The following is a 20643-nucleotide window of genomic DNA, read 5'->3' on the forward strand; positions in this document are numbered from 1 at the left end:
CCTGTTTTTGTCCCGTGGGTTACCGAAACCCGGGGGGCCCGGGTCGTTTTCCCGCCGGGGGCCCACGGCTTATCCGTTCACCGGGGCATTTACGGGGTGACGATGTTGAACGACGGGTCCGGAGCGTCGAACAGGCCGACCAGCTTGCCGAACGCGGTGACATCACCGTCGATCTTGATGGCCCCGGACTGCGCCGCCGCCTGGATGTCCTGTCCACCCAGCAGCAGGCCGATCAGGGTGGGCCGGGTCAGGGTGAAGGTGACATCGGCCGCGGGGACCTTGTCGCCGTCGTGCCGATCCCAGTGCAGCAGTACACCATTGCGCAACTGCAGACGCACCGTGCGGTTCTCGTCGGTGAAAACCCAGTCGCTGGCGGCCTTCTCGTGCCACGCCTTGGGGCCGTCGACGCGCAGCGCCAGGCCGTCGAAGACCATGTCGACGGTCATGGCGGCCAGCATGGTCTCCGGCAGTTCCTTGGTCGGCGTGCCGAAGTTGCCGTTGCGCAATTCGTAAGCGCCGGAGAGGAAGAAGTTGCGCCACGGGCCGTTCTCCGCGCCGAAGGCCAGCTGTTCGAACACGTCGGCCTGCAAAGACTTGGCGGCCGCGTTGGTGTCGTCGGCGAAGATGACGTAGTTGACCGCCTGCACCACCCAGCGGTAATCGCCCTCGTCGAAGGACTTGCGCGCCTTGGCCAAGACCGCGTCCGCGCCGCCCATGAATTCCACGTGCCGCTTGGCGCTCTCGACCGGCGGGTGCTCCCACAGGTGGGCCGGATTACCGTCGAACCAGCCCATATAGCGCTGGTAGATGGCCTTCACATTGTGGCTGACCGAACCGTAGTAGCCGTGCGCGGCCCACGAATCTACCAGGGCCGGAGGCATTTCGATGGATTCGGCGATCTCGCTGCCGACATACCCCTGGTTGAGCCGGCGCAGGGTCTGGTCGTGCAGGTAGGCGTAGAGGTCGCGCTGCAACTCCATGTACTCGACGAGACGCTCGGTGCCCCAGGTCGGCCAGTGGTGCGAGGCGAACACGACATCGGAGTCGCGACCGTAGAGGTTGATCGACTCGGTGAGGTACTGCGACCACACGTGCGGGTCGCGCACCAGCGCACCGCGCAGGGTGAGCAGATTGTGCAGGGTGTGAGTGGCGTTCTCGGCCATGCACAGTGCGCGGAAGTCCGGGAAGTAGAAGTTCATTTCCGACGGCGCTTCGGTGCCGGGCGTGATCTGGAAGACGATCCGGACCCCGTCGATCGTCATCTCCTCCCCGGTGGCGGTGATGTCGTGCGTCGGGGCGATGAGGGTGATGGTGCCCGTCGAGGTGGTCTGGCCCAGACCCGCGCCGACCTGCCCCTTCTCGCCGCGCGGCAGGGCAGCGCCGTACATGTAGGCGGCGCGCCGCGCCATGGCGACGCCCGCGTAGACGTTCTCGGCGACCGCGTGCTCGAGGAATCCGGCGGGGGCCACCACCGGGATGCGGCCGGACTCGGCGTCCTCCACGGTCATCACACCCATGACGCCACCGAAGTGGTCGACATGCGAATGGGTGTAGATCATGCCGGTGACCGGCTTGCGCCCGCGCTGCGCGTAGTACAGCTCGAGACCGGCCTTCGCGGTCTCGGTCGAGATCAGCGGATCGATGATGATCACGCCGGTCTCGCCCTCGATGATCGTCATATTCGACAGGTCCAGGCCACGGATCTGGTAGATGCCCGGAACCACCTCGTAGAGGCCCTGTTTCACCACCAGGCCCGACTGCCGCCACAGCGACGGGTGCACCGAATGGGGGCAGGAGCCCTGCAGGAAGCCGTAGGAGTCGTCATCCCAGACGACCTCACCCTTGTCGTTCTTCACGATGCCGGGCTCCAGCTTGGCGATGAACCCGCGGTCGGCGTCCTGCTGATCGGTGGTGTCGGCGAACGGGAGTTCCTTCAACGCGCGTTGGTTCTGGTCGATGATGAACTTGCTCGGTTCGGTAGCCGCACTCACTGTCTGCCTCCTGTAACCGCCGGGATCTCCGGCATGGATTGGATCGATACAGCTGGTTTCTTGCCCGGGTCGGTGAGTCCGATGACGAGCGCGACACCGCACACCGCCAGCACCGCGACCGTCGCGATGACGATGACCCGCTGGCCGTGGTGCCAATGCCCGTGGTGGAGTGAGTTGTTGCGCACGAAGCTGAGCCCCGCGAGGAACAGCAGGACGATCGCGGCGAGGGCGGGGGCGATGGCCGCCGGATGCCAGCCGCTGGTCGCGGCGTGATTGGCGAACAGGGCCGCGGTGCCCATGGCGGCGATGGCGGTGCGCCGCCAGGCCAGGGCCGTGCGCTCGGCGGGAAAAGTGGGCGGGGCCGTCACGGCCACGCCGTCGCGATGGCCGCGAACACCGACACGACCGCGATACCGGCGGCGAGGATCGGGACCAGCAGCGGGTTGCGCAGCGGCTCACCCCGTTCCATCCGGGTCTGCACGTCACGCCAGTGCGTGTACGCGCCCGCCGCCAGCGCCACCGCGAGCACGATGCAGCTCAGCGAGAGTGCGCGCCGGACACCGGCGTGATGGAACGGCTGCACCAGGGTGTGCACGGCGACACCGGCGGCCAGCAGGCCCAGCGCGGTGCGGATCCACGCCAGGAAGGTGCGTTCGTTCGCCAGGGTGAAGCGGTAGTCGAGGGGTGCCTGGTCCGGCTGACCGGAGTCCTGGCCTGGGTTGTCCACTGTCACCACCTGTCCGGTGTCGCGGCCGCGGTCCGAGTACAGCAAATGATCAGCAATGGCGATCATTCCATGAAATCGGGGACGACGCCCGAGGCTCGATATGGGACAGGGCCGACAAGTGACGCATGCCCGCAGTCTGACCGGCAGACGTCCACGAGACCTCGCCCGTTTCGGGTGAAGTCCCGGCAATCCGATCCCGGCGGGTCGGGCACGGGCCTTCCACGCCGCTTGCGGCTTCAACTGCGGGCGTTCGCCCGCAATTCACGGCCGCCGCGCGGTCCGTTCCCGTACCATCCCGGTTTACCTGCCGAACAAGAGATTTCACGCCGGAGGCGCGCCATGCAGTATCGGCCCACGGCACCGGAGTTGCTGACGGCACTCGCGGATCTGCTGGAGACCACCCTGCTGCCCGCGCTGCCGCCGGACCTACGGCACCAAGCCCGGGTGGGGGCACATCTGGCCCGGATGCTGGAACGCGAACTCACCCTCGACACCGCACCCGAACCGCCGTCCAGCAACGACGACACCCTGGCCTGGGCGGCGCTCGTGCCGATCGTGCGCGCCGATCTGGCCGTCGCCAAGCCCGGTTACGACGCTTGGGAGGGGGAATGAGCGGCGAACTCGCGGAGGGGCTGGCGCGCTTCCTGTCCGAGGACATCGGCCGCGCGGTGACGATCTCGGGGGTCGAGCCGCTGTCGGCGGGGGCGCGGCGACGCAATATCGCCTTCGACGCGGATCTCGGCGGGTGCGTGCTGCGGATGGTCGCGACCCTGGTGCCGGGCAGCATTCAGTTGCTGCCGGTCGAGGTCGAGGCGGACGTGCGGGAGTTGGCGCGCGAGCACGGGGTGCCGGTCCCCCATGTGCTGGCGGTGTGCGGCGATATCGGTTATGCCGGTGAGCCTTTCATGCTCTCGGAGCGACTCGACGGTGAGACGGTGCCGCGCCGCGTGCTGCGGCTGGTCCAGGAGGGCGGCCTCGGTGCTGCCGTCGGCGAGCAACTCGGCCGGGCGATGGCGCTGTTGCACGCCATCGATCCGGAACAGAGTTCACCCGAATTGCCCGGTGCGGCGGTGGGCAATCCCGCCGAACTGCTGCTCGCGGAGGCGGATTCGGCCGTGGCACGATTCCTTCCCGACCGGCCCGTGTTCGCGCTGGCGTTGCGTTGGCTGGCCCGCCACCTGCCCGTCGCCCCGGACCGACTCACCCTGGTACACACCGATATTCGCAACGGCAACCTGATCGTCGGCCCCGACGGCCTGCGCGCCGTGCTGGATTGGGAAGGCACGCAGCGTTTCGGAGATCCGATGCGCGATGCCGCGTGGTCGGCGCTGCGCATGTGGCGCTTCGGCATCGATGATCGCGAGTTCGGCGGCTTCGCCGACCGGGACACCTTCGTGCGCGGATACACCGGTGCCGGAGGCGAATTCGACGCCGACCGTTTCCGCTGGTGGAAGACCGCCTGCACGCTGGCCTGGGGCACCATGCTGGCCGGGCAGGCCGCGGCGTTCCTGGACGGCACCGTGCCCAGCATCGTGATGGCCGCCAGTGGGCGGCGCATCCCGGAGATCGAATGGGATCTGCTCATGCAGATCCGACCCACCGGATCGAGGTGACCGCCATGGATTTCGAGCTGCCCGACCATCTACGCAAGTATCTGGCCGAACTGGACGAGTTCATCGACCGGGAGATCGTCCCGCTCGAGCAGGCCGGGGACAATATCCGCTTCTTCGACCATCGTCGTGAGGACGCCCGCACCGACTGGCATCGCGGCGGCCTCCCCAACGGCGAGTGGGAGGACCTCCTCGACGAGTCCCGCCGCCGCGCCGACGCCGCCGGGCACCTGCGCTACGCCTACCCCGCCGAATACGGTGGCCGCGACGGCTCCAACCTCGATATGGCCGTCATCCGTGAACATCTGGCGCGACGCGGCCTGGGCCTGCACTGCGATCTACAGACCGAGCACGCCATCGTCGCCAACAATGTCGGCCTGCTGCTCATGCACGAATACGGTTCGCCCGCACAGAAATCCGAGTGGATCACCGACCTGGCGACCGGCGAGAAGTTCTTCGGCTTCGGCATCACCGAGCCCGCCCACGGCTCCGACGCCACCTTCCTGGAGACCACCGCCGTCCGCGACGGTGATGATTGGATCCTCAACGGCGAGAAGACCTTCAACACCGGCATGCACCGCGCCGACGCCGACCTGATCTTCGCCCGCACCTCCGGCAACCCCGGCGACGGCGTCGGCATCACCGCCTTCCTCGTCCCCGTCGGCACTCCCGGCTTCACCATCGCCGAATTCCTGTGGACCTTCAACATGCCCACCGACCACGCCCACGTGGTGTTGCAGGACGTTCGAGTCCCGTCCACCACCGTCTTCGGCAAGGAAGGCCGCGGCCTGGCGGTGGTCCAGCATTTCTTCAACGAGAACCGCCTCCGCCAAGCCGCATCCAGCCTGGGCGCAGCCCAATACTGCATCGACCGCTCCATCGCCTACGCCAAGCAGCGCAAGACCTTCGGCACTCCCTTGGCCGCCAACCAAGCCATCCAATTCCCGCTGGTCGAACTCACCACCCAATGCGAAATGCTCCGCACCTTCATCCACAAAACCGCCTGGTCCATGGACCGCTACGGCCCCTTCACCCAATCCGCCCAGGTCTCCATGGCCAACTACTGGTCCAACCGCCTCTGCTGCGAGGCAGCCGACCGAGCCATGCAAATCCACGGCGCCCTCGGCTACTCCCGCCACACCCCCTTCGAACACATCTACCGCCACCACCGCCGCTACCGAATCACCGAAGGCAGCGAAGAAATCCAAATCCGCCGAGTAGCCGGCTACCTCTTCGGCTTCATGCAACAACGAGCCCCGAAGGGAGTGTGACGAACCCACCCCGGATCAAGGAGCGTGGCCATACCGGGTGGTGAGACTCGCGAGGACCTCGGCGACCGCGTCGGAGATCATCCGGCGAACCTCCTCGAGTGGAACCATCTCCGGCTCGGTGCCGTAGGCGAGACGCAGGTCCTGCTCGATCAATCGGCGGATATATGCCGACTTGCTGACACCCAGTTCCCCCGCACGCATGCCACACATCATGTCGAGGTCGTCGGGCAGCTTCACCGAGCGCGCGACCATGCCGGGAGCAGTGTCCGCAGCCGACTCCGGAGCCATCTCGTCACCGAGGTTCAACGACTCACCGGTGGGCCTCAGTCGGGCCGTCAGCGCCTCGATCTCCTCCGGCGTGTTCGGAAATTCGTTCTTCATCGCCGCGACTCCCATTCCTCGAACTCTGAAATCTGTTGCGGGTCAAGATATCCAGCATGGAAGAACTGAATATCGTGACCGATGACCCGGCCATGCACCGCCACCACTCGACCGTCGTCCAGACGTGACCAGATCATCACGGTGTGAATGCCGGTCGCCGGGTCGACCTGCGGCCTCAGCCAGCGTGGCCGAAACTCGAGAAACCATGCGTTCACCAGCCGTCGCAGATCCGAGGATGTGATCCCCTCACCGGCGCGGGCCAAGATCTCATCCAGCCACTCGTTGTATTCGAATCCCACGGCCGCGAGACTACTGCGCCGTACCGACAGACTACCGACGTTCCGCGCAGCATGCCAGCTATGACCGGTTCCGTTGCACCCTTCGCAGAGAAGGCCCTCGCCTCGAAGGCACGCGCGTTGAGATCGAGATCATCGCGCGCCAACTCCGGGTGGTGGGCGTGCACCATTCAAGATCAGGGAGCTCTCACTGCGGAAATTTGTCCGCTTTCCCTCGCTGGCAGCTCCCTGACCTTGCCGCCGCGTTTGTTCGATGTGTGCGTTCGACCTGGGCCGAGTTCAGGGCTCCTGCTCTGGCTCGGCGGGGCCACCGACGTGCCACCACAGGTCGCAACAGGAAGCCAGTAGATGAGTGCGGACGGGTCCGGCGGAACTGCGGTGTGCTCCGGTTGTGACTGTGGAATCCATCAGTAGGTCTCGCACGTAGCCGTCGCGGGTGTCTACGCCGTAGAGGTCGTCGCCGCCTGCGATCGCGAACGGGGTTGCCGGGATGCGCTGGATGCGGTCTTCCACCGACGCGGGGGGCTCCGGGTCGGGCAGGCCGGAGACGCGATAGTTGTGGAGCTGTTCGGAATTGCGGCGTTCTTCGTGAATCTGTTTGCGCGCGATTGCTTCTCGCCAGCGAGTGCCGTCACGGATGTCGTCGGCCGAGAGGATGTCGCCGATGCGCCAGTAGGGTGTCGACAGTCCGTTGGACGCTGCCAGCAGGGCACGATGCTCCGGGTGCAGCGTGCCGCCGAGGTGGCGGTCCAGGGTGTCGAGTTCGGCGTCGGTCGCGCCCGGACGCAGGATCGGCCCGAGCGGTGTCGGCCATGGGGGTGTGGGGTCGCCGATGCGGATCAGTTCGTCGATCTTGGCGACGATCTCGGCGATCGTGGGTGGATCGGTGCGCAGATTGCGGCCCCACCACGGTTGGGAGTATTCACCGAGCTCCGACTGATCGGCGAAAGCCACCATGGCGTCGAGTTCCCGGCGCAGATAGGTGTACAGATCGGGATAGGTATCGTCGTTCGGCAGCGGCACACCGGCACCGGTAGCCAACCGGTGCGCCTGCCCGACGAACAGGTACAGCGTGCCGCTGTAACCGTTGTCGTTCTCGATGACCAGGTGATACTGCGACGAGTCGTGTGCGGCACCGATCTCTTCGGCCCATTCCTCGTACTCGAACCACTCCCTGGTTTGCTCGATCCCGAACTCCCATCGCCGCCCGGCACCGATGTCGTCGGTGCCCAGCAGGCTGTACGAGATGAAGAAATGCTCCCAGCCATTGGCCACAGACAGCAGTTCGCGGTGCTGCGGATCCAGCGACCGGCCCAGCCGGTCCTCGGCAGCCCGCAATTGCTCCTCGGTCGCGGGCGGATTCGGGCGGGTATCGGACTCGTACTCACTGAACTCGACCAGCCGCCGCTTCTGCGCCACCATCTGGTCGATCAGCTCTGCCCACACCGCCCGTCCCAGCCGTACGCCCATCGCGAACTCCCAGCTCCGGCCAATCGACACTCGAAGACAACGGCACAAACCTATCCCGACATGTCAATGTAGCCGAATGGTAGCTATTGAGCGAAGGGTAGCTACCGGCCCACGTGACCTATCGGCTCACCGCCGAAATGACTGCGGCGTTACTGATTTCGAGCAGGCGACGACGTGCCTTCGCATCGTCGGCTTGTGCGTGCGGATGATTCGGTCTGGTGCCGTTGAAATACCGGCCTGTGATCTGCGAAAGGCCCGGATCGCAGATCAGTCGGAGGGTTGCGTCGGCGCCTTCGGCGACCGTACTGATCGGGGTGACGCCGGCTTCGCGCACCATGGTTGTCGCCATGAGGGTGGCTGGGTGCAGGGCGTTCACGGTGACGCCGGTTCCGGAGACTTCCTCGGCGTACTCGATGGTCGCCATGATCATCGCCAGCTTGGCTCTGCAGTAGGCGGCATAGGGGTTGTAGTCGTGCTCAGGGTTCGGATCGTCGAGGTCGATCTCCTGCTGACCAGCGGAGGCTACGTTCACCACCCGCGCCGGAGCCGAGGTCTGCAGTAGCGGAAGCAGTCGCCGTGTCAGTCGATACGGGGCCAGATGGTTTACCGCCCAGATCAATTCGTTGCCGTCGGCACTGAGCGCGCGTTTCCCGTCCGACCGGCCGCCGGAGCCGGCATTGTTGACGAGCACATCCAATCGCGAAGTGCGGGCGATGATCTCGTCTGCCAGCCGGTCCACCTCCGCGAGCCGCGACAGGTCGGCCAGGATGATCAGCGGAGCGTGGCCGCCCGCGGCTGTCACCTCGGCGGCGACCGCAGCGGCCCGATCGGGGTTGCGGCCATGCAGGATCAGTCGGGCACCCGCTGCGCCGAGCCGCACCGCGAGTTCGCGGCCGAGTCCGTCCGTCGCACCTGTGATCAGCACGGTTCGACCGTCCATGCGATCGATATCGTTGTCGCTCATAGTTTTTCCTCGCGTCACTGCATTGCCTCCGCCGTGGCGACGAGCGTGGCCCGGCCCAGGATGTGGCCGGCGATGGTGAATCCGAGCAGAGCCGGCGTGGAGTCGGCGGCGATGCCGAGGTCTTCGACGTCCAGCGCGTGCACGGTGACGAAATAGCGATGCTTTCCGTGTCCGACCGGCGGTGCCGCACCGATGTATCGAGGTAGGCGCGCGTCGTTCGGCAATTGGATGGAGCCGACCGGCAATCCGCTGCCCAGATCGTCTCCGACGCCCTCGGGCAGGGCCGTCGTCGTGGCCGGGATGTTGGCGACGGCCCAGTGCCAGAACCCGGAGCCGGTGGGGGCATCGGGGTCGTACACGGTAACGGCGTAGCTCTTGGTTCCCGCCGGAGCGCCGCTCCAATTCAGTTGCGGGGAAACGTCTTTCCCGCCCGGGGTGCCGGAGGACCACTGCGCGGGCGGCCAGGCGCCGCCGTCGCTGACCGTGCTGCTGGTGACCGTGAATGCTGCCGCCTCGGGGAGGCGGGCGAAGGGATTGTTTGCGCTCATCGTGTCGCGCCTTTCGGGTCGTACCGAACGAACAAAATCGACGATAGCAGAAATAATCGATTATTGGTCAAATCGTCTACGATCGAGCCATGACTCGGTCCACGTCCACCCCACCCCAGCCGGCGAAGCAGATGCTTTCCGAGCAGGTCTACGCACAACTGCAGACCGCGATCATGCGCGGCGAGTACGCGCCCAGCGCCGCGCTCAAACCGCAGGATCTGGCCAGGCAACACGGTGTGAGCCTGGCGGTGGTGCGCGAGGCGCTGGTACGGCTGGTCGGCGAGGGCCTGGCCGAACGGCTCACCAATCGCGGCTTCGCGGTGCCGGCGCTGTCCGCTCAGCGCTGGCAACAGATCGGGGAGGCGCGCCGCACCATCGAGCCTGTCCTGCTTCGCATGTCGATCGAACGTGGTGACGTCGACTGGGAAGGCAATGTCCGAGCTGCCCACCATCGTCTGGCGCGCACACCGGTTTTCACCCCGCAGGACGGCGAGTACTACAGCGAAGAATGGGCCGAGGCCCATCGGGTGTTCCATCGCACCCTCTTGGAAGGATGCGGCAACCCGGTACTACTGGAAACCTTCGACCGCCTGTGGGTCGCGAGCGAGCTGGCCCGCCGCTGGTCGGCCCACCGCGACCCCGAACGCGACGGCGTTGACGAGCATCGCCGATTAGAGGAAGCCGCGCTGGCCCGTGACCCTGACACCGCCGCCGACATACTGACCCGACACCTCACCCTGACGACGGCCGCACTGGCAGGACAAGAAGGCTGACCGCCCCAGCCCGTCTTTTCGACCGGCCGGGGCCCGGTTCGCTCAGTTCAGGAGGCGGCGTTCGGTTGCGATCGCTACGGCGGCGGCTCGGGTGTCGACGCCGAGCTTGTCGTAGATGCGGCCGAGGTGGGTTTTGACGGTGGCTTCGCTGATGTGGAGGGCTTTGGCGATTTCTCGGTTCCCCAAGCCGTGGGCTAGTTGGGCGAGAATGTCGAGTTCCCGGGGAGTCAGGGTGGGTTGAGGGTTTCGGAGGCTGTTGAGCACTCGGTCGGCTATCGGTGAGGAGAGGGTGGTCCGGCCTTGGGCGGCGGCGTGGATGGCGGTGAAGAGTTCTTCGGGGCGTTCGGCTTTGAGGAGGTAGCCCGTCGCGCCGGCGGCGATGGCGCGGGTGATGTCGGCGTCGGTGTCGTAGGTGGTGAGGACCAGGACGTGTGGGGGCGAGGCGGTGGCGGAGGTGATGCGGCGAGTGGCTTCGATGCCGTCCATGTCGCCGCCGAGTTGGAGGTCCATGAGGACGACGTCGGGGTGGAGTCGGGCGGCGAGGGCGACGATTTCGGGGCCGCTGCCCGCTTCGCCGATCACTTCGATGCCGGGGGCGCTGTCGAGTAACGCCCGCAGGCCCGCGCGGACCACCGCGTGGTCGTCGCAGATCGCCAGCCGGACAGGGGAATTCGAATCTGTCACGGGCGCTCCAGGGAATTCGCGGCGGTCACGGTCGGTGCAGGGGCATTCGCGGCGCTCATGGTCGGTCCAGCGGGATTTCGGCGGAGATGACGGTGCCGTCGCCCGGGGCCGATTCGACGGTGAGGGTGCCGCCGAGTTGGCGTAGGCGGGCGTTCATGGCGGGAAGCCCGTGGCCGCGGCCGGGGGCGGCGGGGATGGTGGCAGGGTCGAAACCTGTTCCGTTGTCGGCGATGTCGAGGACGAGGCGGTCGCCGAGGTCGGTGAGGGTGAGGGTGACCGTGGTCGCATCGGCGTGCTCGCGGGTATTCGCCAAGGCGCCCTGTGCGATTCGCAACAGCGCGGCCCCGACTCCGGGAGGTAGCCGGATCGGTGTGCCCTCCACGTGGATTCGCACGGTGAGGGTGTCACCGGCCTCACGCGCGGCCATCGTTTCGAGCGCCGGAACGAGGGAGCCGCCCGCGAGATCGGTGGGGGTCAGATCGTGGACGAAGCGGCGGGCCTCGGCCAGGTTGTGTTCCGCGACAGCCGCCGCGCCGCGCACATGCTCGCGGGCCCGTTCCGGGTCGGTGTCCCAGATTCGCTCGGCGGCCTGCAGCAGCATGCGCTGGCTCGAAAGCCCTTGGGCGAGCGTGTCGTGGATTTCCATGGCCAGCCGCTGCCGTTCGGCGAGGGTGCCTTCGCGGCGTTCGGTGGCGGCCAGTTCGCGGCGGGTGGCGCGCAGGTCGTCGATGAGGGCGGCCTGGCGCTCGGTCTGGCGGCGCAGGCCGACGAACAGCGCGGTGGTCAGCGCGGCGACGGCGGGTGGGGCGAGCAGCAGGTTGGGGTCCACCCAATCGGCGAGTTGCAGTTGGGCGTAGACGACCAAGGCGGTCAGCCCGGCGACCAAGGCTGCGGCGCTGCGCAGCGGCAGGATGCGCAAGCCGGTGTACAGCAGTGGGACCGCGCACCACGCGAAACTGGGTGCCAGGACGACCAATACCGACCAAACAGTCACCAGCAGTGCGAACCACAGGATTCGCCGCGATGCGCGCAGTTCGCTCACCACATAGAGCACGGCAAGCGTGATCGAGAGTCCGATCACCCACGGCATGCGCGGGTTGTCGTGGTGGCGCAGCAGATACCGCAGCAGCGAGGCGGCCAGCAGCACGTAGAAGGCGCTGTGCACGATGGTGACGAGCAGCCGGGCGTCATCGCGAGGCAGCGTCGACACCTGACCGCGAGGCAAGGTCGGCACCTGACCGCGAGGCGGTGTCCCCGGCTGACCACCAGGCGGTGTCGACATCTGGTTGTGAGCGGGCACGCGGGCACCTCCTCGGCGGCATTGACGTGGGTAAACATCCTCATTCTGCCGTGCCCGCACCCGGGTCGGGGTCATCCGATCGGCTGATACGGGTGTCGACCGGACTGCGCGGGGATTCCCACCCACTGCGCCGATGTGGCACGGGCCGCGGGCCAGCAGGCTGGAAGTCGAACAGAGCGAACCGCTTTCACCCGAGTTCCACGGAGGATCCGATATGGCCGAGCAGCAGTCCCATTCCAAGCGCACCAAGCTGATCATCGGCGGTGCCGCCGCGGCGGTCGTCGCGGCCGGTGTCGTCGGCGTCGTGTCGGTGAGCGCCCAGGACCCGGATCCGGGCGCGAAGACGCCGGTGGTCGCCGATGTCGCGAATGCGAATCTGCAGCAGAGCACGCATCTCACGATCGCTGCCGCCACAAAAGCCGCGCAGGCCGCCCTCGACGCCGCGGTCAAGGAGAACCAGCACGTGACGGTCGCCGTGGTCGATCGTGACGGCAATACCGTGGTGACGTTGCGCGGTGACGGCGCGGGTCCACAGTCCTACGAGTCCGCTCAGGAGAAGGCGTTCACCGCGGTCTCCTGGAACGCGCCGACCTCGGTGCTGGCCAAGCGTCTCGACGGCGCACCGCATCTGGCCGACATCAAAGGCACCCTGTTTCTCGCGGGCGGCACGCCGGTCACCGCGAAGGGTGGTGCGCCGATCGCGGGTATCGGGGTCGCGGGGGCGCCCAGTGGCGATCAGGACGAGAAGTTCGCGCAGGCGGGTGTGGCCGCGCTCGGTAGCTGAGAGGCTGCCGCGACCATGGGAAACGGTTGCCGGGTGCGGTATCGGGCGCGCCGACACTCGGCACGATTCCGAACCGGTCGGCAGGGAGTACTACCCTTCTCCCGGTGACCGAGTCCGCTGACGGATTGCTGCCCGACCCTAGTGGGGTCGGGTCCGAGGCGTTTCCGCATGCCGACCGGCTGCGTTTGTTCTCCTTCGCCACGGCCGAGAAACGGGCCGATTACCTGTGGGTGCTGCGGGCTTTCGACACCGCCCGCGCGGCGTACGTGGTGCTGCTGCACGCCTCCGATGTGGCCGACACGCTCAATCGTTGCCCGGGCGCACCGGGATTGACTCCGACCGAGGTCGGGCCGCTGCTCGAGCAGTTGCATCAGTGGGGTGTGCTGGAACGCAGCTATGACGGGACGCGCGCGGCCACCCTGGCCGAGTATCGCAACCGGCACTTCGTCTATCAGTTCTCGCAAGCCGGATATCAGGCATATCGGGCGGTTTCGGATGTGCTGGACGCCCGCCTCGACGAGGCCGCGCTCTCGCGATTGGTGCTGCCGGAACTGCTCGCCGATCTGCACACGCTGTCGGAGGCCAACAAGAGCGCCGACGCGCCCCGCGTCTACCGGGTGCTCAACCGGCTCGACCGCGCGCTGTCGGATCTGGCCGAGCGGGCCGCGCATTTCTACCTGACCCTGGGCGATCTGGTCCGCACCACCGAGGCCACGCCGGAGGCGTTCCTCGCCCACAAGGACGCGCTACTGGCGCACATGCGCGAATTCTCCATGGACCTGGCACGTTTCGCGCCGCGCCTGGCCGCCGCCATCCGCGAGGTGGAGGCCACCGGCGTCGAGGATCTCATCGAACGCGCGGCCCGCTGCGATGAGCGGGTGCTGCTCAACAATGCCGAGCGCCAAGCGGATTGGCGGGCCCGCTGGCAGGGATTGCGGGCCTGGTTCATCGGTGACGACGAGGGCGGGCTGACCGAGTGTGAGCGGCTGCGCGAGGCGACCATGAGCGCCATCGCCGCGGTGCTGTCGCTGCTGCGCCGGGTCACCGAGACCCGCAAGGGCGGGGTCAGCCGCGAATCGGCGTTGCGGCATCTGGCGGGCTGGTTCACCGCGACCCCCAGCACCGAGGCCGCGCACGCGCTCTACGATGCCGTCTTCGGCCTGGGCCGCCCGCGCCACCTGGCCATGACCCATCCGGACGCCGATGTCATTCCCGCGATCCGATCCTGGTGGGACGCACCACCTTTGGAGATCGCCCGCACCCTCGCCGAGACCGGCCGCCCGCCCACACCAGGCGCTCCCGCCCGGCTGCAACGCAATGACGCCGGCATTCGCCGTCTGCGCCAGGTCCAGCTCGACGCCCAGCGCGCCCGCGCCGAGGCGGCCCGCTCCCTCGCCTCGGCCGACCTCCACGAGCGCGAGCTCGACGAGGGCGAAACCGAGGTACTGCTCAAGCTTCTCGACGCCGCCTCCACCGCCTGGGTCCCGGTCAGCGGCCGCGTCCCCGGCACATCCGGCTCGGACAACGGCGTGACCCTGACCGTGTCCGAACACCCCGGCTCCACCCTCGTCCGCACCTCCAAAGGCGTTCTACACCTGAACAATCGCCGCCTGGAAGTACGCGAGACCACCTCGGTCCGCACTGGTAAGTCGGTGCCGCGACCTGATCGGGCGGCGTCGACCCCCGGTCATCGGGCCGCCGGTGGCACCCCGGGGCCGACCGTCGGCGCGCCCGATTCCCCAGCACCAGAGTCCCGCACGCCAGCGCAGGCTTCGGCGGCCACCACCGAGGACCTGGTCGGGTCGGCCCGCGAAGCTTCCGATTCGTCAGCGCCGCAGCAGGATCCGCCGGTGACCACCGCCGACGGCGGGGAGGTGGGCTGATGCATGCGCGGAGTATCGATTCGCTGGCGCTGGACAGTTATCAGCGCGCGGCACGGGTGATTCTCGCGAACCACCTGGTGACTCGGACCTATCCGGATCGTATTGCGCTGCCGTTGCTGCGGCGGTGGGCGACGGAGTTGCGGGAGGATCTGGCCGAGTTGTTCGGGTATCGCCTGGAGGTCACCGAGACCACCGCGCGGTTGTTCCCGGTGCTCGATCGGCTGGAGTCCGGGCGGCCCGCGCGTACTACCGGTGACCGGCTCTTCGACCGCCGCCGCTACGCCTACCTGGCGTTGGGGCTGGCGGCGCTGGGGCGGGCCGGGGATCAGATCACGTTGTCGGAGTTGGCCGATCAGGTCGCCGCCTATACCGAGCGGGTGGAGGGCCTCGAACTCGCGCCGGACCGTGCCGCCGATCGTGACGCGTTCGTGGACGCGGTGGGCTGGCTGTCCGCCCGCGGCGCGGTCACCCTGGCCGACGGTGACGCCGGTGGTTGGGCGAGTGACCCCGAGGCCGGTGAGGCCCTCTACGACATCGACCGGTCGGTGGTCTTCGCCCTGTTCCGGCCGCCCCGCGCGCTGCAGCATCTGCAGAGCGTCACCGGCCTACTGGGCGAGGAGGCGGGCGGCGCCGATACCCGCTCCCCCGCAATGGCTCTCGCGGCACGCAAGGTGCGCCGCGCCTTGGTCGAGCAGCCGGTCGTGTACGCCGACGAGCTCGATGAACCCGAGCGTTCCCTGCTCGCGCAGGAGAAGCTGGTCACCGAGGTCGAGTATCTGACCGGCCTGCGGGCCGAGCGGCGCGCGGAAGGTGTTGCGCTGATCGACAGTTCGGGTCGCCTCACCGATGTCCGCTTCCCGGGTACCGGAACTCTCGCCCAGGTCGCCCTGCTGCTGGCGGGTGAAATCGCTGATCTGGTCCTAGATATCGACAATCCGGTGGAGCGCAGGCCCCGGCCGGAGCGCCCGTTCACCGATCTCACCGAGCAGTTGGACAGCGCCATACCGATGACGACCGTGTTCGCTCCGCTGGCCGATCCCGTCGACATTTTCGGCCCACACGACGATGCGGATATCGAGGCGGAGGAACCGGAGATTCCGGACTACCCGTTCCTGGAATCGTCGTGGATCCGCGACACCGTGCAGATGCTCACCGCCCGCTACGGCAATACTTTTGCCGCGCAATGGCAGGCCGATGTCCCCGGTCTCACGGCCGAGGTGGTGTCGCTGCTGGAACGCCTGCGGCTGGTCGAGCTGATCGACGGCGGCCTGCTCATCCTGCCCGCGCTGGCGCGTTATCGCGGCGCGATCGTGACCATCCGCACCCGTGCGGAGACCGAATTGTTCATCTCCCCCACGCAACTCGGCGCTGAATCATCGACCGGGAACGCGGACAGCTCGACAGAGAAGGGATCCGGGAACTGATGGCCGACCACATTCACGGTGGAGTGCGCTTCGTCCCCACCCGGGCGGGCATCATCAACCTGTGGGACTACCGCGACCAGGAGTTCTGCTTCGCCGACGGGCGGCTGGTGCTGCGCGGGCCCAACGGTTCGGGCAAGACCAAGGCCCTCGAGGTGCTGTTCCCGTTCGTGCTGGACGGACGCATCGAGCCGCGCCGGCTCAACCCGTTCGCGGGCGAGGAACGCACGATGAAGTCGAACCTGTTGTACCGCAAGCAGGAATCGGCGTACTCGTATGTGTGGATGGAGTTCGCGCGCGGCACCTGGGATGCCCCGGAGACGGTGACGATCGGCATCGGGATGCGCGCGACCCGCTCCAACGACAAGGTGACGCGCTGGTATTTCGTCGCCGACGGCCGGGTGGGCGTGGACTTCTCGCTGCTGGGCCCCGACGATCGGCCGTTGACGCGTAAGCAGCTGGCCGAGCAGATCGGTTCCGATGCCATTGTGGATCGGCCGGTGGAGTATCGAAACGCCATCGACGCCCGCATGTTCGGGCTCGGTCAGCAGCGCTACGACCAGTTGATCAATCTGATCCTGACGCTGCGCCGCCCGCAGCTGGCCAAGAACCTGGATCCGCGGGGGCTCTCGCAGGCACTGACCGACGGTTTGCGGCCGCTCGACGAGCAGCTGATCCTCGACGCCGCCCGCTCCTTCAGCGATATGGAGGAGGTGGGCCGCACCCTCGAGGGGCTGATCCAGGCCGACACCGCGACCCGCGATTTCGTGAAGGTGTACCGCAAATATCTTGCCGTGCAGGCGAAGTCGGATATCGACCAGGTGCAGACCCGCCTGGACGCGGTGACCCACGCGGGCACCGCCCTGCATGCCGCCGCGGCCCTGCGCAAACGCCGAGACACCGAACGCACCGCCGCCGAGACCCGCGCCGAGGACGCCGACCGCGCCTACGAGCAGGCCCTCGCCGACCGTGAAACCCTGCAGCGCTCCAGCGCTTACGAGGGCAAACAGCAGCTCGACGACCTCGCCGACGCGGTGCGCCGCCTGGAAACCTCCGCCGCCGTCCACAACGACAAGGCGCTGAAGTCCCGGCAGACCGTGGATCAGCGCGCCGAGGAATCCGAACGCGCCCGCGCCGCCGTCGCCAACGCCTCCTCCGCTCTGGCCCGCGGTGAGGACGAATTGCGTGCTGTCGCAGAGGAAGCGGGCATCGCCTGGACCGCGCTGCCGGAGTCGGCCCGCACCGACCACCTCACCACCACCGTCCGCTCGCATGCCGAGGAACGCGATGCCGACGTCCGCGCCGTCCGCCGCGCGCTCACCCTGGTCGACCAGGCCGTCACCGAGCGCACCCGAGCCGAGCGCGCGGGCCAGCGCGCCATCGAGTTGCGTGATGCCGCCACGGCCGAACTCGCCGAGGCCGAGGCGGAAGTGGCCCTGGCGCGCGCCGATGCCGCGACCGCGCTGCGCGATTGGTGGGACACCCACCGCGAGGTCTACTCCCCCATCCGGACCGGTCTGTTCGAAGCAATCAACGACTCGCTCGCGGCCGTGGGCACCGAGCAGGTCTCGCGACCGAGCAAGGCAGCCGGCAAAGGTAAGAAGGGGCGCGGCGGCGGTGCTGCGGCCCGTGACGGCGAGGCGCGGGGCAGCAGTGCCGGTGACGGCGAGGCCCTGAGCAGCGCGGCCGGTGACAACGCGGCGCGGGGCAACGCGGCCGGTGACGGTAAGACCGCGGCCGGAAGCCGCTCCACGACAACGGGATCCGGTGGTGACGCGCTCGCGGCGGCTGAGACGCGCGCGGCGGTCGCGGCGGCGCTCGAGGACGACACCACGCCCGCTACCCCGGCCGAGGCGCTGGCCGAGCGGACCGAACCGCTGACCGACGAGATCCGCGCGCGGCGGCAAGAGGCGCGTACTCGTGGCGCTCAGGCCACCGCACGAGCGGGTGAGCTGCGCGCCGAGCGCGAATCCGTCGCGGCCGAACGTGACGACGCGCCACCGGCTTTCGCGGCTCGCAGCGATGTCCGGCCGGATCGTCCGGGCGCGCCGCTGTGGCGACTGGTCCGTTTCGCGGACGGTGTCGGGGCGGCGGAGGCCGCCGGTATCGAGGCGGCATTGCAAGCCACCAACCTGCTCGACGCGTGGGTGTGCCCGAGCACCGAGCTGCCCGATCACGCATCCGACCAGTTCCTGGTGCCGCTACCGGCTCAGGAGCGGCCCGCCGGGCGCACGCTCGCCGACGTGCTGGTGGTCGAGGACGACACCGACTCGCTCACCGTGCCGCGACAGACCGTCGCCGATGCGCTCGCCTCGATCGCCCTGCACGAGTTCGCGGCAACCGCCAGCCAGACGGCGCAGCAGGCGTCGGGTGATGCGGCGCAACCGCTTTCGCCCAGCGGCGTCGCGGTCGCCACGGACGGCCGCTACCGCCAGGGCGTCCAGGTCGGCCGCCACTTCAAGGCGGACGCCGAGTTCATCGGCACCACCGCCCGCGCGCGTCGACGTGAGTTGCGGCTGGCTGAACTCGCCGCGGCCATCGACGCCGCCGTGATCGAGGCGGATACCGCCGGGGCCGAGGAGCGGGCCGCTACCGAGGAGCTGGCGCGGATTTCGGCCGCTGCCAAGGCGCTTCCGCGCACCACCGGGGTGACGGCCGCGCTGCGCGGGGTCGCCGAGGCGGCGGGCATGTTGCGGTCGCGGTCGGAGGCGGCCACGCAGGCCGAGAAGGATCTCGATCAGGCGGTGGCCGATTACACCGCCGCCGACAAGAAGGTGCGCGCGATCGCGGCCGATCACCGCGCGCCGCGGGATCCGGCCGAGCTGGATGCTTTGGCTGCTGCGGTAAGGCATTTCGAGAACGCGGGGACCGCGCTGCTGCGCTTGCGCGGGGATCATCAGCGTGAGCACGAGCGTTCGCGGGAGGCCGGGGACCGGCTCGACGAGTCGAAGGATCTGGCCGAAGCGTTCGCGGAGGAGGCCGAGGCCGCGCGCTCCGGGTACGAGGAGCAGTCGCGCAAGCTGGAGATGCTGCGGGAGGCGCTCGGAGCCGGTGCGGCCGATATCGATCGCGATCTCGAGGCCGCCCGCGCGAAGATCGATGCGGCGCGCGCGGAACAGAAGTCGGCTCGCAAGGCGGCCGCCGAGGCCATCGAGGCGGTCGGTACCGCCGAGGGTGCGCATCGGGCCGCCCATGACACGCTCGGCACCGCGTTGGCCGAATTGCTGTCGGATGTCAGGCATCTCGCCCCGTACGCGCGGCCGGATCTGCTGAGCCTACTGGGCGCCCCCGCCGAGAGCCGTTGGCCCAGTAGCGATGCCGCGTGGTCGACGCCGGAGCAGTTGCTCTACCGGATCGAGAACGGGGATCCCGAGCAGGAGCTCACCGTGCTGCCGGTGGAGGTGGCCGGGCTGTTCGAGAATCTCGCCGCCGCAACGGCTTCGGTGCGGGTGGGTGAGGCGGCCCGCAAGTCGACGCGCAGCGCGGTCACCACCGCACTGCAGGAGTTCGACGCCGCGCTGACCGCGGCCCGCCAGGATTACCGCCTGCACTGGGATGCCGCCGACGGGCTGACCGTGGTGCAGGTGCACGACGATCACGGCCTGTCCGCACTCGCCGATTTCGCCGAGCGGATCGGTTCGGCGCGCCGTGACCAGGAACTGCTGCTCACCGACGCGGAGCGCCGCATCCTGGAGGACGCACTACTGACCGGTCTGGCCCAGCAGATCCACGAACGCACCTGTGACGCACGCGAACTCATCTCTCGCATGGGTTCGGAGATGAAGCAGCGCCGGATGTCCTCGGGTAACACCATCGGCGTGCACTGGGTGCTGGCCGACAACCTCTCCGAGCCCGCCCGCGCGGTCTGCAAGCTGCTCGACCGCGACTCGTCGGATCTGACGCCCGAGGACCTCTCCACCATCCGCGCCTACTTCGCGGCCGAGATCCGCACCGCGCGCGCCGCCCACCCGGAGCGTTCCTTCCCCGAAATCCTCGCCGCCACCCTGGATTACCGCACCTGGCGCATCTTCTCCTTCACCATCCTCAGCGTCGACGGCACCGAGGACCGCCTCACCGTGGCCCGCCACAGCGCCCTCTCCGGCGGCGAACAGTCCGTCTCCCTGCACCTCCCGCTGTTCGCGGCCGCCCACGTCATGCTCGACTCCGCCGACCCCCAGGCCCCCCGCCTACTGGCCCTCGACGAGGCCTTCGCCGGCGTCGACGACAACGGCCGCAGCGAACTCCTCGGCCTCTCCGTCCAATTCGACCTCGACCTCTTCATGACCGGCTACGACCTCTGGATCACCTACCCCCACGTCCCCGGCTGCGCCCACTACGACCTCGCCCACTCAGCAGCCGAAAACACAGTAAGCGCCACCCTCCTCGTCTGGGACGCCGCCGACCTCCTCGCCGAACACGACGGCACCGACCTCACCACCGCCCTAGGCTCCCCCAACCGCCGCCGCCTCCCCCACGGCTTGGAGGGCGCGATCCCCATGGACGAGGAACTCGAAACCGTGAGCTGACAACCAAGTTCGCC

Annotated in this window: 18 protein-coding genes; 8 read left to right on the plus strand and 10 right to left on the minus strand. The window is 68.2% G+C overall.

Annotated elements, in window-relative coordinates:
* Positions 1-89 precede the first annotated feature (89 nt).
* The 3 genes from ACFXHA_RS04020 to ACFXHA_RS04030 are packed head-to-tail and all read right to left on the minus strand — an operon-like array spanning position 90 to position 2784.
* On the minus strand, positions 90-1991 hold the full coding sequence (locus tag ACFXHA_RS04020) for an alkyl/aryl-sulfatase (protein WP_379352676.1): 1902 nt from the start codon (positions 1989-1991) through the stop codon (positions 90-92).
* Positions 1988-2359: a DUF202 domain-containing protein gene (locus ACFXHA_RS04025; RefSeq protein WP_379352677.1), complete on the minus strand. Its 372-nt coding sequence runs from the start codon at positions 2357-2359 to the stop codon at positions 1988-1990. Before ACFXHA_RS04025 ends, ACFXHA_RS04020 begins: the two co-directional genes overlap by 4 nt.
* Positions 2356-2784, minus strand: coding sequence for a YidH family protein (locus tag ACFXHA_RS04030; RefSeq protein ID WP_379352679.1), 429 nt, complete (start codon positions 2782-2784; stop codon positions 2356-2358). The genes ACFXHA_RS04025 and ACFXHA_RS04030 overlap by 4 nt, the downstream gene beginning before the upstream one ends.
* 273 nt (positions 2785-3057) lie before the next feature.
* Here ACFXHA_RS04030 and ACFXHA_RS04035 point away from each other — a divergent pair, with 273 nt between their 5' ends.
* The 3 genes from ACFXHA_RS04035 to ACFXHA_RS04045 are packed head-to-tail and all read left to right on the plus strand — an operon-like array spanning position 3058 to position 5599.
* Complete coding sequence (locus ACFXHA_RS04035) at positions 3058-3330, plus strand: hypothetical protein (protein ID WP_379352681.1); 273 nt, start codon at positions 3058-3060, stop codon at positions 3328-3330.
* Entirely contained in the window at positions 3327-4331 is a 1005-nt protein-coding gene (locus tag ACFXHA_RS04040; protein WP_379352683.1) for a phosphotransferase family protein, read from the plus strand. The genes ACFXHA_RS04035 and ACFXHA_RS04040 overlap by 4 nt, the downstream gene beginning before the upstream one ends.
* Before the next feature lie 5 nt (positions 4332-4336).
* Positions 4337-5599, plus strand: coding sequence for an acyl-CoA dehydrogenase family protein (locus tag ACFXHA_RS04045; RefSeq protein ID WP_379353444.1), 1263 nt, complete (start codon positions 4337-4339; stop codon positions 5597-5599).
* A gap of 15 nt (positions 5600-5614) precedes the next feature.
* On the opposite strand, the gene ACFXHA_RS04050 is transcribed toward ACFXHA_RS04045, so the two are convergent.
* From ACFXHA_RS04050 to ACFXHA_RS04070, 5 genes are all read right to left on the minus strand, one after another.
* Entirely contained in the window at positions 5615-5980 is a 366-nt protein-coding gene (locus ACFXHA_RS04050; RefSeq protein ID WP_379352685.1) for a hypothetical protein, read from the minus strand.
* Positions 5977-6279 carry a hypothetical protein gene (locus ACFXHA_RS04055; protein ID WP_379352687.1) on the minus strand — a complete coding sequence of 101 codons (303 nt, stop codon included), beginning with the start codon at positions 6277-6279 and terminating at the stop codon, positions 5977-5979. Before ACFXHA_RS04055 ends, ACFXHA_RS04050 begins: the two co-directional genes overlap by 4 nt.
* A 276-nt stretch (positions 6280-6555) precedes the next feature.
* Positions 6556-7746 (minus strand): SMI1/KNR4 family protein, encoded by a 1191-nt coding sequence (locus ACFXHA_RS04060; RefSeq protein ID WP_379352689.1) that lies wholly within the window; start codon positions 7744-7746, stop codon positions 6556-6558.
* Between the two features lie 118 nt (positions 7747-7864).
* Positions 7865-8710, minus strand: coding sequence for an SDR family NAD(P)-dependent oxidoreductase (locus ACFXHA_RS04065; protein ID WP_379352690.1), 846 nt, complete (start codon positions 8708-8710; stop codon positions 7865-7867).
* A 14-nt stretch (positions 8711-8724) separates the two neighbouring features.
* Positions 8725-9258, minus strand: a complete 534-nt coding sequence (locus ACFXHA_RS04070) for a YbhB/YbcL family Raf kinase inhibitor-like protein (protein WP_379352692.1) — start codon at positions 9256-9258, stop codon at positions 8725-8727.
* Positions 9259-9347: 89 nt separating this feature from the next.
* Here ACFXHA_RS04070 and ACFXHA_RS04075 point away from each other — a divergent pair, with 89 nt between their 5' ends.
* Complete coding sequence (locus tag ACFXHA_RS04075) at positions 9348-10031, plus strand: GntR family transcriptional regulator (RefSeq protein WP_379352694.1); 684 nt, start codon at positions 9348-9350, stop codon at positions 10029-10031.
* Positions 10032-10073: 42 nt separating this feature from the next.
* Here the strand turns inward: ACFXHA_RS04075 and ACFXHA_RS04080 are convergent, their stop codons facing one another.
* Positions 10074-10715, minus strand: coding sequence for a response regulator (locus ACFXHA_RS04080; RefSeq protein ID WP_379352695.1), 642 nt, complete (start codon positions 10713-10715; stop codon positions 10074-10076).
* A 55-nt stretch (positions 10716-10770) separates the two neighbouring features.
* On the minus strand, positions 10771-12015 hold the full coding sequence (locus ACFXHA_RS04085) for a sensor histidine kinase (RefSeq protein WP_379352697.1): 1245 nt from the start codon (positions 12013-12015) through the stop codon (positions 10771-10773).
* 214 nt (positions 12016-12229) lie between these two features.
* On the opposite strand from ACFXHA_RS04085, the gene ACFXHA_RS04090 reads away from it, so the two are divergent.
* The 4 genes from ACFXHA_RS04090 (at position 12230) to ACFXHA_RS04105 (ending at position 20629) form a co-directional block, all read left to right on the plus strand.
* Entirely contained in the window at positions 12230-12799 is a 570-nt protein-coding gene (locus ACFXHA_RS04090; protein WP_379352699.1) for a heme-binding protein, read from the plus strand.
* A gap of 104 nt (positions 12800-12903) precedes the next feature.
* Positions 12904-14682, plus strand: a complete 1779-nt coding sequence (locus ACFXHA_RS04095; RefSeq protein ID WP_379352701.1) for a TIGR02677 family protein — start codon at positions 12904-12906, stop codon at positions 14680-14682.
* Positions 14682-16106, plus strand: a complete 1425-nt coding sequence (locus ACFXHA_RS04100) for a TIGR02678 family protein (RefSeq protein WP_379352703.1) — start codon at positions 14682-14684, stop codon at positions 16104-16106. Before ACFXHA_RS04095 ends, ACFXHA_RS04100 begins: the two co-directional genes overlap by 1 nt.
* Positions 16106-20629, plus strand: coding sequence for an SbcC/MukB-like Walker B domain-containing protein (locus ACFXHA_RS04105; RefSeq protein ID WP_379352705.1), 4524 nt, complete (start codon positions 16106-16108; stop codon positions 20627-20629). The genes ACFXHA_RS04100 and ACFXHA_RS04105 overlap by 1 nt, the downstream gene beginning before the upstream one ends.
* Positions 20630-20643 lie beyond the last annotated feature (14 nt).

This window comes from Nocardia sp. NPDC059240 (assembly GCF_042753865.1).
Lineage (GTDB): Bacteria > Actinomycetota > Actinomycetes > Mycobacteriales > Mycobacteriaceae > Nocardia.

Bases quoted from the DNA above. Each gene is read 5' to 3' on its own strand.
- ACFXHA_RS04030 (WP_379352679.1), bottom strand. From the start codon at position 2,784: ATGATCGCCATTGCTGATCATTTGCTGTACTCGGACCGCGGCCGCGAC.
- ACFXHA_RS04035 (WP_379352681.1), top strand. From the start codon at position 3,058: ATGCAGTATCGGCCCACGGCACCGGAGTTGCTGACGGCACTCGCGGAT.
- ACFXHA_RS04040 (WP_379352683.1), top strand. From the start codon at position 3,327: ATGAGCGGCGAACTCGCGGAGGGGCTGGCGCGCTTCCTGTCCGAGGAC.
- ACFXHA_RS04045 (WP_379353444.1), top strand. From the start codon at position 4,337: ATGGATTTCGAGCTGCCCGACCATCTACGCAAGTATCTGGCCGAACTG.
- ACFXHA_RS04050 (WP_379352685.1), bottom strand. From the start codon at position 5,980: ATGAAGAACGAATTTCCGAACACGCCGGAGGAGATCGAGGCGCTGACG.
- ACFXHA_RS04060 (WP_379352689.1), bottom strand. From the start codon at position 7,746: ATGGGCGTACGGCTGGGACGGGCGGTGTGGGCAGAGCTGATCGACCAG.
- ACFXHA_RS04065 (WP_379352690.1), bottom strand. From the start codon at position 8,710: ATGAGCGACAACGATATCGATCGCATGGACGGTCGAACCGTGCTGATC.
- ACFXHA_RS04070 (WP_379352692.1), bottom strand. From the start codon at position 9,258: ATGAGCGCAAACAATCCCTTCGCCCGCCTCCCCGAGGCGGCAGCATTC.
- ACFXHA_RS04075 (WP_379352694.1), top strand. From the start codon at position 9,348: ATGACTCGGTCCACGTCCACCCCACCCCAGCCGGCGAAGCAGATGCTT.
- ACFXHA_RS04090 (WP_379352699.1), top strand. From the start codon at position 12,230: ATGGCCGAGCAGCAGTCCCATTCCAAGCGCACCAAGCTGATCATCGGC.
- ACFXHA_RS04100 (WP_379352703.1), top strand. From the start codon at position 14,682: ATGCATGCGCGGAGTATCGATTCGCTGGCGCTGGACAGTTATCAGCGC.
- ACFXHA_RS04105 (WP_379352705.1), top strand. From the start codon at position 16,106: ATGGCCGACCACATTCACGGTGGAGTGCGCTTCGTCCCCACCCGGGCG.